This is a genomic window from Flavobacterium collinsii (assembly GCF_946903285.1).
In the GTDB taxonomy this organism is placed as follows: Bacteria; Bacteroidota; Bacteroidia; order Flavobacteriales; family Flavobacteriaceae; genus Flavobacterium; species Flavobacterium collinsii.
Map to the genome: position 1 here is coordinate 1266642 of NZ_OX336425.1, position 13225 is coordinate 1279866.

A 13225-nucleotide genomic window follows, 5' to 3' on the forward strand; every position below is an offset into this window, starting at 1 on the left:
TTATTTAGCTAAAAATATATAGGAAACAATGGCACAAAGCCCTAAAACAAATGCAAAAAGATATAATCCGATACTTCCGTTTTGTAATTTTTTACCTTGAAAAGCCAGTTCATTGGCTACTTTTCCTAATCCAAAAACCAGAGCAGACAAACCTGTTTCGATATAGTCTCTGAAAAATCTTGATAATCCGTTGATAGAGCGAACGAAAATAGCATCGTAAGCTTCGTCTACATAATATTTATTGTATAACACTTTGGTCAGACCCGTAATGTTTTCATCCGCTTCCGGAACATTATCCTGTTTGAAGTATTTCACATAAGCAATTAAAATACCCAGTAATCCGCCTAAAACGGCAACACCCATTAAAGTATATTCTGTTGTACCTAAATGGTGCTCTTCACCTGCCACTTTCGTGAAAAGAGGGGCTAAATAACCATTCAACCAGCTGTTTCCAGGTAAACTGATCAATCCGCCAAAAGTAGCCAGAATCGCTAGAATTACTAAAGGGAAAGTAATCAATCCGTCACTTTCGTGTAAGTGGTGTTTTTGCTCTTCGGTTCCTCTGAAATCTTTGAAGAAAGTAAGGAACATTAATCTAAACATATAAAATGCCGTCATGATTGAAGCAACAGATCCTACTACATAAAGTGGAATATTGTGATGGAATGCCGTTAATAAAATTTCGTCTTTTGAGAAGAAACCAGAGAAAAACGGAACACCTGAAATGGCTAATGATGAAATTAACATGGTCCAGAAAGTGATTGGCATTGCTTTACGCAAACCACCCATTTTACGCATATCCTGCTCTCCGTGTAAACCGTGAATTACAGATCCTGAACCTAAGAACAGACAAGCTTTGAAGAAAGCATGAGTAATTACGTGAAAAACGGCTACTTCGTAAGCACCAAATCCTAAGGCTAAAAACATTAATCCTAATTGAGAAACGGTAGAGTAGGCCAATACTTTTTTAATATCCGTCTGAACCAGACCAATTGTTGCCGCAACTAACGAAGTGATGGCACCAATAACCGCAATAACCGACTGAACGTCCGGAGCTAAATCAAATACAAAGTTCAAACGGGTAATCATAAAAATACCGGCTGTAACCATTGTTGCAGCGTGAATTAATGCCGAAACCGGAGTTGGTCCTGCCATCGCATCAGGCAACCAGGTGTATAACGGAATTTGTGCTGATTTACCACAAGCTCCAATAAACAAACATAAAGCGGCTAGCGAAAGCAACGGGATGTTTAAGTTTGCTGCTCCTGCAATTGCTGTTTTTAAAGTAGCATAGTCTAAAGTAGAGAACATTGAACCTAGTATGAACATTCCGATTAATAAACCTAAATCTCCAATTCTGTTCATGATGAAAGCTTTTTTCGCAGCATCATTGTAATCCTGGTTTTTGTGCCAGAATCCAATTAATAAGTACGAACAAAGTCCAACACCTTCCCAACCGATAAATAAAACTAACAAGTTACTTCCCATTACAAGAGTAATCATGAAGAATACGAACAGATTCAAATAAGCAAAAAACTTGTGCATATTCTCATCGTCGTGCATGTAGCTGATAGAGTATAAGTGAATCAATGATCCGATACCGGTTACAAAAAGCAACCATAGTAAAGACAACTGATCTAATAAAAATCCAAGATTGATCTTTAAATTACTAATTTGAATCCAGTCAAATAAAGTAACCTGAAGGGCTTGTTTGGTTTGGCTGATTTGATTGAAAAAGAAAAGAGTAACAGCAAAAGAAACCACTACAGCAGCAGTTCCGATGATTCCTGAAACCGTTTTTCCTAAGCTCTTGCCAAAGAAAACATTGATTAAAAATCCTAAAAAAGGAGATAAAACTAAAAGTAAAGCTAAATTGGTATCCATTTTTATTTATCCTTTTAAATTTTTTAAATTATCGATACTAATCGAACCTAAATTTCTAAAGATCGAAACTAAAATAGCCAATCCAACTGCAACTTCGGCTGCAGCAACTGCCATCGAAAAGAAAACAAAGACTTGTCCCTGTGCGTCTTGATGGTAAGTTGAAAAAGCAACAAATAAAAGGTTAACAGCATTCAACATGATTTCGATAGACATGAAAACGATAATAGCGTTTCGTCTGTACAATACACCAAAAATACCAATACAGAAAAGTACAACACTCAAAAAGATGTAGTTTTCGATACCTATTTGATTTAATATATTACCCATTATTTATTTAATTTTTCTTTTTTAGACAATAATACAGTTCCAATCATGGCTACTAAAAGTAAGATCGAAGCAAATTCAAACGGAACCATATATTCGTTCAGTAATATTTTACCCAATACTTTAATCGATTGGAAATCTTCACCTGTTGAATCGTATTCGCCAACAATTGGTTTAGAGTTGATAAAAATTGCAATTAATACAACACAGATCAAACAGAAAGAAACTATGGCACCCAAACGTGTAATTCGCGGACGGTGCACTTCTTTTTGTTCGTTCAGGTTCATCAACATGATCGTAAACAGGAATAAAATCATAATCGCTCCCGAGTAGACTATCAGGTGAACAATAGCCAGGAATTGAGAGTTTAATAGTAAATAATGACCGGCAATAGAGAAAAAACAAATCACTAAATAAATAGCGCTATGAATTGGGTTTCTGCTAAAAATAGTCAGGAAAGCGGTAATCACCGTAATAAACGCTAAGAAACAAAATATAATTTGTACAGTTGTTGCGTGTGCAAAATCAGGAATATGTATCATTTAATTAGCATTATTAAGTTGAGCATTTTTGATGGCCACATCAAGAGGCATCACTAATCTGTCTTTTCCAAAAATGAAATCTTCTCTTTCATAGCTTGAAGGAACCAAAACTTTTGAAGTCGTTAGGTAAATTGCATCTTTCGGACAGGCTTCTTCACATAAACCACAGAAAATGCAACGTAACATATTGATTTCATAGATCGAAGCATACTTTTCTTCTCTGTACAAGTGTTTTTCGTCTGCTTTACGTTCGGCAGCTTTCATGGTGATCGCTTCTGCAGGACAGGACAAAGCACATAATCCACAAGCGGTACAGTTTTCACGACCTTGCTCATCACGTTTCAATTGATGCTGACCACGATAAACCGGACTCATTTCACGCACTTGCTCCGGATAGTGAATCGTCACTTTTTTTCTGAATAAGTGTTTAAGAGTGATAAACAATCCTTTCACAATCGCCACAAGATACAATCGTTCCCAAAAAGTCATCTCTTTGTGAGAGACCATCTTTTTTCTACCCGATAATGATATAGTTTCTATTGACATTTTTTAATGTATGATTTACGATTCACAATTTGTATTAAACAAATCAAATCTGTTTTGTTTTTATTTTGAAGCTAATCCTGCTATCCGCTGTATCTTTTATGGTGAACCCCACCACCATAAAAGGATGCCGCTTCTATCAGGGCTAGGCATTACGGTTCTTAAAATCCTAAAGCTGCTGCAATATCGTGTCTTAAAATAACAGCTCCGGTAATCATGATGTTAATGATCGAAAGCGGAATTAAAATTCTCCAGCCTAAATTCATTAATTGATCGTATCTGAATCTTGGAATTGTCCAACGTACCCACATATAGAAAAATATGAAGAAACATATTTTAGCAAACAATACTACTATACCTAAAATATTACCGGCATTTACACCTACATTTTCTACCATCCAGCTCATTCCTGGGTAGTTGTATCCACCGAAAAATAATACAGAAATAATAGTAGCAGAGATAAACATACTCGCATATTCAGCAAATAAATAGAATCCCATTTTCATGGATGAATATTCAGTATGGTAACCTCCAATCAATTCGTTTTCACATTCTGCTAAGTCAAAAGGAGTTCTGTTAGTTTCTGCAAACGAGCAAATTAGGAAGATCAGGAAAGATAATGGTTGGTAAAAAACATTCCAGTTCATTCCTTCTTGCTGTAATGAAATCTCTCTTAAACTCAATGTTCCGGTCATCATCAACAAAGCAATCATCGATAATCCCATGGCAACTTCATAAGAAACCATTTGTGAAGCTGCACGAACAGCTCCCATCAGAGAGAATTTATTGTTAGAAGCCCATCCACCAATCATGATACCGTAAACTCCAACAGAAAGTACTCCAAAGATGTACAAGATACCAATGTTAATATCAGTAGCCTGCAAATAAACATCACGACCAAAAACATGCAATTTGTCTCCCCACGGGATAACAGCACTTGTCATTAAAGCAGTACTCATGGCAATTGCAGGCCCTACAACAAATAAAAATTTATTAGGTGTATTAGGAAAAAACTCTTCTTTCGAGAATAATTTCATACCATCGGCAAGAGGTTGTAATAATCCTCCCCATCCGGCACGGTTTGGTCCCACACGATCTTGAAGATAAGCTGCAACTTTACGTTCAGCCCAGGTAGAATACATTGCCATAATCATGGTTATCGCAAAAACGACAACAATAACGACACTTTTTTCTATAATAAATGCACTTTCCATTTCTTAAGATTTTTTATCATTAGTAATTAATGGAATTGCAGCCATACTAATTTTTTTACGATCAATATCTCTACCTAAAAGGATATTTTTTTCTGTATCAATTTCAACTTTCTCTAATTTTTGAGTGTAGTTGTTTTGGTTGATTACGGAGTCTTTTTCGAATTCTCTTGGTCCTTCAATTACCCAGTCGCTAACATTTTTATGGTCAAAACGACAACTATTGCAAATGAATTCTTCTACTTCGTGGTACTCATCTTTACGACCAGTTACACGTTGAATTTCTCCTCCAAACATCCATACAGTTGTTTTCCCACAACATCCAGGAGTAGTACATTCTCTGTGAGCGTTGAAAGGTTTGTTGAACCAAACTCTTGATTTAAAACGGAAAGTTTTGTCTGTTAAAGCTCCAACCGGACAAACGTCGATCATGTTTCCAGAAAACTCATTGTCGATTGCTTTAGAAATTCCGGTTGAAATATTAGCGTGGTCACCACGATCTAATACTCCGTGAACTCTGTTGTCTGTCAATTGATCGGCAACTTGCACGCATCTTTGACATAAGATACAACGGTTCATATGCAGTTGAATATTTGGACCGATATCTTCCGGTTCAAATGTTCTTTTTTCTTCAATAAAACGTGATTTTGGGTTTCCGTGCTCAAAACTTAAGTTTTGAAGATCACATTCTCCGGCCTGATCACAAATAGGACAATCTAACGGGTGATTGATTAATAAAAATTCGGTTACAGATTTACGGGCTTCTGTTACACGATCAGAAGATTTACTGTTCACTTCCATTCCGTCCATACATCCTGTTACGCAAGATGCCATTAATTTAGGCATTGGTCTTGGGTCAGCTTCACTTCCTTTAGAAACTTCAACTAAACAACAACGACATTTACCGCCGCTGCCTTTTAATTTTGAGTAATAGCACATGGCTGGCGGAACTAAATCTCCCCCAATCATACGTGCAGCCTGCAGGATTGTTGTTCCTGGCTCTACGTCTATACTTTGACCGTCTATGGTTACTTTCATCTCTTTGTTTTGTTTTTTTAGTTTAAGGTTTAAAGTTTCAGGTTGTTGGACTTGAAACTAAAAAACATTAAAACTTGAAACTATATTTTTAAACTGTTTGCTTGCCTACTAAATGTTTTACTTGCGAAAAAGGTTCAGCTACAAAGTGATCTCTGTTTTTTATTTTTTCAGGGAAACGAACGTGATATTCAAACTCATCTCTAAAGTGACGGATTGCTGCGGCTACTGGCCAAGAGGCAGCGTCACCAAGCGGACAAATCGTGTTTCCTTCGATTTTACTTTGAATACTCCACAATAATTCGATATCCTCTTCACGGCCCTGACCGTTTTCAATTCTCCACAATATTTTTTCTAACCAACCTGTTCCTTCACGACAAGGCGTACATTGTCCGCAAGATTCGTGGTGGTAAAAACGGGCAAAGTTCCAGGTATTTCTAACCACACAGGCTGTATCGTTGTAAACAATAAATCCTCCAGAACCTAACATCGATCCGGTAGCAAAACCACCATCACTTAAAGATTCGTAAGTCATTAATCTGTCTTCTCCGTTTGCTGTTTTGAAAATTAATTCGGCAGGTAAAATTGGCACTGAAGATCCTCCCGGAACAAACGCTTTTAAAGGTCTGCTGGAAGACATTCCGCCTAAGTATTCATCCGAATTCATGAATTCGTCAACACTTAAACCCAATTCGATTTCGTATACTCCCGGATTCTTGATGTGTCCTGAAGCCGAGATTAGTTTAGTTCCTGTAGAACGACCAATTCCGATTTTTGCATAATCATCACCAGAGTTGTTTACAATCCATGGCACAGTAGCGATAGTTTCTACGTTGTTTACCACTGTTGGGTTTGCCCAAAGTCCTGAAACCGCTGGGAAAGGTGGTTTAATACGAGGGTTTCCTCTTTTACCTTCCAGAGATTCGATAAGTGCAGTTTCTTCTCCGCAGATATAAGCTCCGGCTCCACAGTGAACGTGTAACTCTAAATCGTAACCTGTACCTAATATATTTTTTCCTAACCAACCGGCAGCTTTAGCTTCGGCGATTGCTCTTTCTAATATTTTGAAAACCCACATATATTCTCCACGAATGTAGATATACGAAAGGTTAGCGCCTAAGGCATAACTTGAGGTGATCATTCCTTCGATCAATAGGTGAGGAATAAATTCCATCAAATAACGATCTTTGAAAGTTCCCGGTTCAGACTCGTCGGCGTTACAAACTAAATGTCTTGGTTTTCCTGATTTTTTATCAATAAAACTCCATTTCATTCCGGCAGGGAAACCTGCACCACCACGGCCACGTAGTCCTGATTTTTTTACTTCTTCGGTAACTTCATCCGGGGTAAGCGTTTTCAAAGCTTTTTCTACAGAGGCATATCCACCATTTTGGCGGTATACTTCGTAGGTTTTGATACCAGGAATATTGATTTTATCTAATAATATTTTCTGTGACATCTTATTTATCGTGTAATATTATTTTATCATCTCTACAATCAGCGATTAACTGATCGATTTTCTCTTCTGTCAATTTTTCTTTATAGAAATCTCCTAACTGCATCATCGGAGCGTATCCGCAAGCACCTAAACATTCTACACCGGCAATGGTAAACATTCCGTCCGGAGTTGTTTCTCCCATTTTAATGCCTAATTTCTCAGAAGTGTAATCCATTAAATTTTCAGCACCATTTAAACAACAACAAGAAGTCTGGCAAAATTCGAACATGTATTTTCCAATTGGTTTTTGGTTGTACATGGTATAAAAAGTAACCACTTCGTAAACCTCAATTGGTTTGATGTGCAAAATTTCGGCAACTTTATCCTGTAACTCAATACTTAACCAGTTGTCATGAGCGTCCTGCACTTCGTGCAAAACAGGTAACAAAGCCGATTTTCTTTTGTCCTCAGGATAATGACTGATCAATTCATTGATGCGGGACATCAATGCTTCGGTCATGTTTATTTCTTGTTTGTAATGTTTTCGTTCCATTTTTATTTTAGATTTTAGATTTTGGATTTCAGATTTTTCAATCTTTGTCCATAACCCATATTCTGCAATCTTTTTTAATTTTAGACTTCTGATTTTAGATTTTAGATTTTTCAATCTGTAATCTGCAATCTAAAATCTACAATATCTTTACGCGTCTAATTCTCCTGCAATTACATTTAAACTGGATAGAATAACAATTGCATCCGAAAGTAAAGCTCCTTTAATCATATCCGGATAAGCCTGATAATAAATAAAACAAGGTCTTCTGAAATGCAATCTGTATGGAGTTCTACTTCCGTCTGTAACTAAATAGAATCCGATTTCTCCATTTCCTCCTTCAACAGGGTGGTAAATTTCTGCCACTGGTACAGGAACTTCTCCCATCACAATCTTAAAGTGATAAATTAAAGATTCCATCGAAGTGTAAACATCTTCTTTTGGAGGCAGGTAGTAATCAGGAACTTCTGCATGGTATTCGTTTCCTGCCGGCATTTTAGCCAAAGCCTGACGAATAATGCTTAAACTCTCCCAAACTTCAGCATTACGTACGCAGAAACGATCGTAAGTATCTCCTGATTTTCCAACAGGAACAACAAAATCGAAATCTTCGTATGAGGAGTAAGGTTGTGCTACACGAACGTCGTAATCAACTCCCGCAGCACGTAAGTTTGGACCTGTAAATCCGTAAGCCATTGCCTGCTCTGCAGAGATAGCACCTACGTTTACAGTTCTGTCAAGGAAAATTCTGTTTCTTTCAAATAAGTTTACAAACTCTTGCCATGCAATAGGGAATTCTTCTAAAAAGACATCCAGTTTGCGGAAAGCTTCCGGTGACCAGTCTCTTTCGAAACCACCGATTCTTCCCATATTTGTTGTTAAACGAGCACCACAAATTTCTTCGTAAATCTCGTAAACTTTTTCTCTAAATTGAAAAACGTACAAGAAACCAGTATAAGCGCCAGTATCTACACCCAGAATCGAATTACAGATTAAGTGATCTGTAATACGGGCCAGCTCCATTACAATTACTCTTAGGTATTGTGCTCTTTTTGGAACTTCAATGTTTAGTAATTTCTCTAAAGTCATCCACCATCCCATATTGTTAATAGGAGAGGAGCAATAGTTCATACGGTCTGTAAGAGGAGTAATCTGGTAAAAAGGGCGATTTTCGGCAATTTTTTCGAAAGCTCTGTGGATGTAACCAATGGTTGGTTCAGCCTCAAGAATTCTTTCACCATCCATCAACAGGATATTTTGAAAAATACCGTGAGTCGCCGGGTGCGTAGGACCTAAATTAAGTACCGAAAGTTCACTTCCGTCTTCGTTTAGTTTATCCTTAATTATTTTAGCATATCGATGCTCTGGTGATAATAATAGTTCTGACATTTTATAATGTTGAATTATTTATTTTTAGCAATTTGTTGTTGTTCTTCCAAAGAATCTGTCGTCTTTATCAGTTCTTCCGCTGTCTTCCATTGGGAATTCTTTTCGCATTGGGAAAGACACCATTTCATCCATATTCAAAATACGTTTCAGTTGCGGGTGTCCAATAAAATTGACTCCGAAGAAATCGTAAGTTTCTCTTTCCATCCAGTTTGAACTTAAGAAAATATTTGAAATGGTTTTGATCTCCGGTTTTTCACCGTTTAAGTATACTTTGATTCGAATACGTTTGTTTTCGTACCAGTTATGCAAATGGTATACGATTGCATATTGGCGATCTGTTTCGTTGTCCGGATAATGAACACCGCATAAATCAGTTAAAAAGTGGAAGCGTAAATCGGAATCATTTTTCAAAAAAAGAATCAGGGCTGTGATTTTATCAGCGGTAGTTTCCAGTGAAAAAATATCTCTTTCTTGTTGAAAGTTAAAAACACTTGTGTCAAATGTTTCTGTAAGTTTATCTTGAATCAGGGTATTTTCTAAAGCCATCTTATGTAATATTATATGAAGCTAGTAATTCTTGGTATTCCGGAGAGCTTCTGCGTCTTACAGATTCGCTTTTCACTAATTCCTGAAGTTTCATTACTCCATCTACAATTTGTTCTGGTCTTGGCGGACATCCCGGTACATAAACGTCAACCGGAATTACTTTGTCAATTCCTTGTAAAACGGAATAAGTGTCGAAAATTCCACCTGATGAAGCACAGGCTCCAACTGCAATTACCCAGCGAGGTTCAGACATTTGTTCGTAAACTTGTCTTAAAATAGGGGCCATTTTTTTTGAAATAGTTCCCATTACTAAAAGCATATCGGCCTGACGAGGAGAGAAACTCACACGCTCAGAACCAAATCGTGCCAAATCGTAATGTGAAGCCATTGTTGCCATGAATTCGATACCACAGCATGAGGTTGCAAAAGGTAGTGGCCATAACGAATTGGCTCTTGCCAAACCTACAACATCATTTAGTTTTGTAGCGAAGAAACCTTCTCCTACAACTCCTTCTGGCGGCGCAACCATATTTACATTTGAATCGCTCATTTTTTATTTCAGATTTTAGATTTCTGATTTTAGATTTTTAATCCTGAAACCGAAATCAATATTTTAAAAATCAATATTGTGTTTTGAGAAATTATCTTTCAAATCTAAAATTCTAAATCAGGGGATCTAAAATCTAGAATCTGAAATCTAAAATTTTTTTATTCCCAGTCTAACGCTTTCTTTTTGATGATATAGAAAAAACCAACTAAAAGTAGCGACATGAAAACAATCATTTTTAACATTCCTTCGATACCTAATTCTTTAAAGTTTACTGCCCAAGGGTAAAGGAAAATTACCTCTACGTCAAACAATACAAACAAAATGGCTACCAGGAAATATTTTACAGAAAAAGGAATACGGGCGTTACCAACGGATTCGATACCACATTCGAAGTTTTTATCTTTTACTTCAGAGCTTCTTTTTGGGCCTAATTTTCCGGAAATAATGATTGTTCCTACCACAAAACCAACAGCTAAAATTAACTGCATTAAAATAGGAATGTAACTGTATTGATCAGATTGCATAAACTTAGCTTTTTTACTTAAAGAATAAGCCACAAAGATAACTTTCAACTCTGTAAATCACAAGCTAAAAAATGATTTAAGTGCGCCCTTAAACCGCGTTACTAGCTAATTTTTATTGATTATAAATAAGATGAGTAGATTTTAATATTTTTTTAAGATTTGGGCAAAAAAAAACGTCCCGATTACTATCGGGACGTTTTGAAAACCATTCAGAGGCAAAAAAAATAAATTGCTATATTTTTCTTAGATTACTGCTACTTTAGCAGCAACTTTCCCTTTTCTTCCTTCTTCTTCTTCATAGCTTACACGGTCACCTTCGCGTAATTCTTCCGCGTTAATTCCTGAAGCGTGAACGAAGATGTCTTTTCCTGTTTCTTCGTCTGTAATGAATCCATAACCTTTAGATTCATTGAAAAATTTTACTGTACCTGTACGCATTGTAATTGTAATAATAATTTATAATAAAGCAAATGTAATATATAAATTCATACAAAAGACATATACCTGTTAAATTTTTGTAAAAATTATTGATTCACAGTCTTTTCGCTATTTATATTGCATCAAATTTGGTATGACAGTGCTTTATTTGAGAATCATTAATTATTATAAATAAATGTTAAAAAAGTAGCTTATGTTTTACAAATTTTTTGTATATTAAGCGGAATACGCTAGGGGTAAGGTTGTTTTTTGTGAGAAAATGCTTGATTTTACTGGTGTTCGCCTTTGTTGTTTAAGATTTTATTAACACGAAAAAAGAGCAAAATGACGACAAAATGCATAAAAAAACGACAACTGAATGTTTAGTTGCCGTTTTTTTTATTTTTTCAAAAAGAAGAAAATATTATTTCAAATCCAATTTAATGGCAAGTTCTTTTAATTGAGCTTCGTCGATTGCAGCAGGAGCATCTATCATAACATCACGTCCGGAATTGTTTTTTGGGAACGCGATAAAATCTCTAATGGTTTCCTGACCACCTAAGATCGCTACCAAACGGTCTAATCCAAATGCCAGACCTCCGTGTGGAGGTGCTCCAAATTGGAAAGCATCCATTAAAAAGCCAAATTGTGCTTTTGCCTCTTCTTCGGTAAAACCAAGATATTTGAACATCAATTGCTGAGTTGCTTTGTCGTGAATACGAATAGATCCTCCACCAATTTCATTTCCGTTTAATACCATATCGTAAGCATTGGCGCGTACTTTTCCTGGTTCGGTTTCTAATAATTGCATGTCTTCCGGTTTTGGAGAAGTAAACGGGTGGTGCATTGCGTGGTAACGCCCTGATTCTTCGTCTAATTCCAATAAAGGAAAATCAACTACCCATAACGGAGCAAATTCTTCCGGTTTGCGCAATCCTAAGCGAGTTGCCAATTCCATACGAAGAGCTGAAAGCTGTGCGCGGGTTTTATTAGCAGGCCCTGAAAGTACAAAAATCATGTCTCCAGGTTTTGCGCCTGTAATTTTTGCCCATTGCCCTAAATCGTCCTGATCGTAAAATTTATCTACAGAAGATTTAAAAGTTCCATCGTCGTTACATTTTGCATACACCATTCCTGATGCTCCAACCTGCGGACGTTTTACCCAGTCAATTAAACCGTCAATTTCTTTACGGGTATAATTTCCGGCTCCCGGAACTGCAATTCCCACAACTAGTTCGGCAGCATTAAATACCGGAAAGTCTTTGTGTTGTGCAAATTCGTTTAATTCACCAAATTCCATTCCGAAACGAATGTCCGGTTTGTCATTTCCATAGGTTTTCATGGCGTAGTCGTAGGTAATTCTTGGGAACTTGTCTACTTCAATGCCTTTAATTTCTTTTAATAAATGTCTGGTCAGTCCTTCAAAAATATTTAAAATGTCTTCTTGCTCCACAAATGCCATTTCACAGTCAATTTGTGTAAATTCAGGCTGACGGTCAGCACGTAAATCTTCGTCACGGAAACATTTTACGATCTGAAAATATTTATCCATTCCGCCCACCATCAATAATTGTTTGAAGGTTTGTGGCGACTGTGGCAAGGCATAAAATTGTCCTTCGTTCATACGGCTTGGTACAACGAAATCTCTCGCTCCTTCCGGAGTCGATTTGATAAGGTATGGAGTTTCTACTTCGCAGAAATCTAAGTCCGATAAATATTTACGAACTTCCATGGCTACTTTATGACGAAATAATAAACTGTTTTTTACAGGATTTCTTCTGATGTCTAAGTAACGGTATTTCATTCGAATATCTTCACCACCATCCGTTTCATCTTCGATGGTAAAAGGAGGAGTTAAAGCGGCATTCAGAATGGTTAGTTCGGATACTAAAATTTCGATTTCACCGGTTGGAATATTTTTGTTCTTAGCTTCACGCTCAATTACAGTTCCTTTTACCTGAATTACAAATTCTCTTCCTAGTGTTTTTGCTAGTTCAAAAACTGCTTTATCACTACGGCTTTCGTCAAAAATAAGTTGTGTAATTCCATAACGGTCACGTAAATCAACCCAATTCATAAATCCTTTATCGCGTGATTTTTGAACCCAACCCGCTAGTGTAACTTCCGTGTTAATATTTGAGGCGTTTAATTCGCCACAATTATGACTTCTATACATGATCAAAATTTTAGACTGCAAAAGTAAACACAAAATTCAAATTAATATAGTAAAGTGATGACTTGATGCTTATAAATTTGAAATATTTTGTTAATT

14 protein-coding genes are annotated in these 13225 nt (G+C 36.6%); all 14 read right to left on the reverse strand.

All coding sequences use genetic code 11. The features are described from left to right. A complete protein-coding gene (gene nuoL, locus OGZ34_RS05660; protein ID WP_263362402.1) occupies positions 1-1884 on the reverse strand; it encodes an NADH-quinone oxidoreductase subunit L in 1884 nt (627 codons plus the stop codon). A 6-nt stretch (positions 1885-1890) separates the two neighbouring features. Further along, on the reverse strand, positions 1891-2211 hold the full coding sequence (gene nuoK / locus OGZ34_RS05665) for an NADH-quinone oxidoreductase subunit NuoK (RefSeq protein WP_017494599.1): 321 nt from the start codon (positions 2209-2211) through the stop codon (positions 1891-1893). Continuing rightward, a complete protein-coding gene (locus tag OGZ34_RS05670; protein WP_173965358.1) occupies positions 2211-2750 on the reverse strand; it encodes an NADH-quinone oxidoreductase subunit J family protein in 540 nt (179 codons plus the stop codon). Before OGZ34_RS05670 ends, nuoK begins: the two co-directional genes overlap by 1 nt. Next, complete coding sequence (locus OGZ34_RS05675; protein ID WP_173965357.1) at positions 2751-3296, reverse strand: NuoI/complex I 23 kDa subunit family protein; 546 nt, start codon at positions 3294-3296, stop codon at positions 2751-2753. 158 nt (positions 3297-3454) lie between these two features. Continuing rightward, positions 3455-4507 (reverse strand): NADH-quinone oxidoreductase subunit NuoH, encoded by a 1053-nt coding sequence (nuoH, locus tag OGZ34_RS05680; protein WP_173965356.1) that lies wholly within the window; start codon positions 4505-4507, stop codon positions 3455-3457. A 3-nt stretch (positions 4508-4510) separates the two neighbouring features. Next, positions 4511-5542 carry a 2Fe-2S iron-sulfur cluster-binding protein gene (locus tag OGZ34_RS05685; RefSeq protein ID WP_173965355.1) on the reverse strand — a complete coding sequence of 344 codons (1032 nt, stop codon included), beginning with the start codon at positions 5540-5542 and terminating at the stop codon, positions 4511-4513. A gap of 88 nt (positions 5543-5630) precedes the next feature. Further along, complete coding sequence (gene nuoF / locus OGZ34_RS05690; RefSeq protein ID WP_017494604.1) at positions 5631-6998, reverse strand: NADH-quinone oxidoreductase subunit NuoF; 1368 nt, start codon at positions 6996-6998, stop codon at positions 5631-5633. Position 6999: 1 nt separating this feature from the next. Next, entirely contained in the window at positions 7000-7530 is a 531-nt protein-coding gene (locus tag OGZ34_RS05695; protein ID WP_055097774.1) for a complex I 24 kDa subunit family protein, read from the reverse strand. A 147-nt stretch (positions 7531-7677) separates the two neighbouring features. Continuing rightward, positions 7678-8916, reverse strand: a complete 1239-nt coding sequence (locus OGZ34_RS05700; protein ID WP_263362403.1) for an NADH-quinone oxidoreductase subunit D — start codon at positions 8914-8916, stop codon at positions 7678-7680. Between the two features lie 24 nt (positions 8917-8940). Next, positions 8941-9462: an NADH-quinone oxidoreductase subunit C gene (locus OGZ34_RS05705; RefSeq protein ID WP_017494607.1), complete on the reverse strand. Its 522-nt coding sequence runs from the start codon at positions 9460-9462 to the stop codon at positions 8941-8943. 1 nt (position 9463) lies between these two features. After that, complete coding sequence (locus tag OGZ34_RS05710; protein ID WP_173965353.1) at positions 9464-10012, reverse strand: NADH-quinone oxidoreductase subunit B; 549 nt, start codon at positions 10010-10012, stop codon at positions 9464-9466. A gap of 158 nt (positions 10013-10170) precedes the next feature. Continuing rightward, positions 10171-10536 (reverse strand): NADH-quinone oxidoreductase subunit A, encoded by a 366-nt coding sequence (locus OGZ34_RS05715; RefSeq protein ID WP_173965352.1) that lies wholly within the window; start codon positions 10534-10536, stop codon positions 10171-10173. 243 nt (positions 10537-10779) lie between these two features. Beyond that, the gene (locus tag OGZ34_RS05720; protein ID WP_007137066.1) at positions 10780-10974 is read right to left on the reverse strand and encodes a cold-shock protein; all 195 of its coding nucleotides are present in this window, start codon (positions 10972-10974) and stop codon (positions 10780-10782) included. Positions 10975-11377: 403 nt separating this feature from the next. Further along, on the reverse strand, positions 11378-13129 hold the full coding sequence (aspS, locus tag OGZ34_RS05725; RefSeq protein WP_173965351.1) for an aspartate--tRNA ligase: 1752 nt from the start codon (positions 13127-13129) through the stop codon (positions 11378-11380). Positions 13130-13225 lie beyond the last annotated feature (96 nt).

Bases quoted from the DNA above. Each gene is read 5' to 3' on its own strand.
- nuoL (WP_263362402.1), bottom strand. From the start codon at position 1,884: ATGGATACCAATTTAGCTTTACTTTTAGTTTTATCTCCTTTTTTAGGA.
- nuoK (WP_017494599.1), bottom strand. From the start codon at position 2,211: ATGGGTAATATATTAAATCAAATAGGTATCGAAAACTACATCTTTTTG.
- OGZ34_RS05670 (WP_173965358.1), bottom strand. From the start codon at position 2,750: ATGATACATATTCCTGATTTTGCACACGCAACAACTGTACAAATTATA.
- OGZ34_RS05675 (WP_173965357.1), bottom strand. From the start codon at position 3,296: ATGTCAATAGAAACTATATCATTATCGGGTAGAAAAAAGATGGTCTCT.
- nuoH (WP_173965356.1), bottom strand. From the start codon at position 4,507: ATGGAAAGTGCATTTATTATAGAAAAAAGTGTCGTTATTGTTGTCGTT.
- OGZ34_RS05685 (WP_173965355.1), bottom strand. From the start codon at position 5,542: ATGAAAGTAACCATAGACGGTCAAAGTATAGACGTAGAGCCAGGAACA.
- nuoF (WP_017494604.1), bottom strand. From the start codon at position 6,998: ATGTCACAGAAAATATTATTAGATAAAATCAATATTCCTGGTATCAAA.
- OGZ34_RS05695 (WP_055097774.1), bottom strand. From the start codon at position 7,530: ATGGAACGAAAACATTACAAACAAGAAATAAACATGACCGAAGCATTG.
- OGZ34_RS05700 (WP_263362403.1), bottom strand. From the start codon at position 8,916: ATGTCAGAACTATTATTATCACCAGAGCATCGATATGCTAAAATAATT.
- OGZ34_RS05705 (WP_017494607.1), bottom strand. From the start codon at position 9,462: ATGGCTTTAGAAAATACCCTGATTCAAGATAAACTTACAGAAACATTT.
- OGZ34_RS05710 (WP_173965353.1), bottom strand. From the start codon at position 10,012: ATGAGCGATTCAAATGTAAATATGGTTGCGCCGCCAGAAGGAGTTGTA.
- OGZ34_RS05715 (WP_173965352.1), bottom strand. From the start codon at position 10,536: ATGCAATCTGATCAATACAGTTACATTCCTATTTTAATGCAGTTAATT.
- OGZ34_RS05720 (WP_007137066.1), bottom strand. From the start codon at position 10,974: ATGCGTACAGGTACAGTAAAATTTTTCAATGAATCTAAAGGTTATGGA.
- aspS (WP_173965351.1), bottom strand. From the start codon at position 13,129: ATGTATAGAAGTCATAATTGTGGCGAATTAAACGCCTCAAATATTAAC.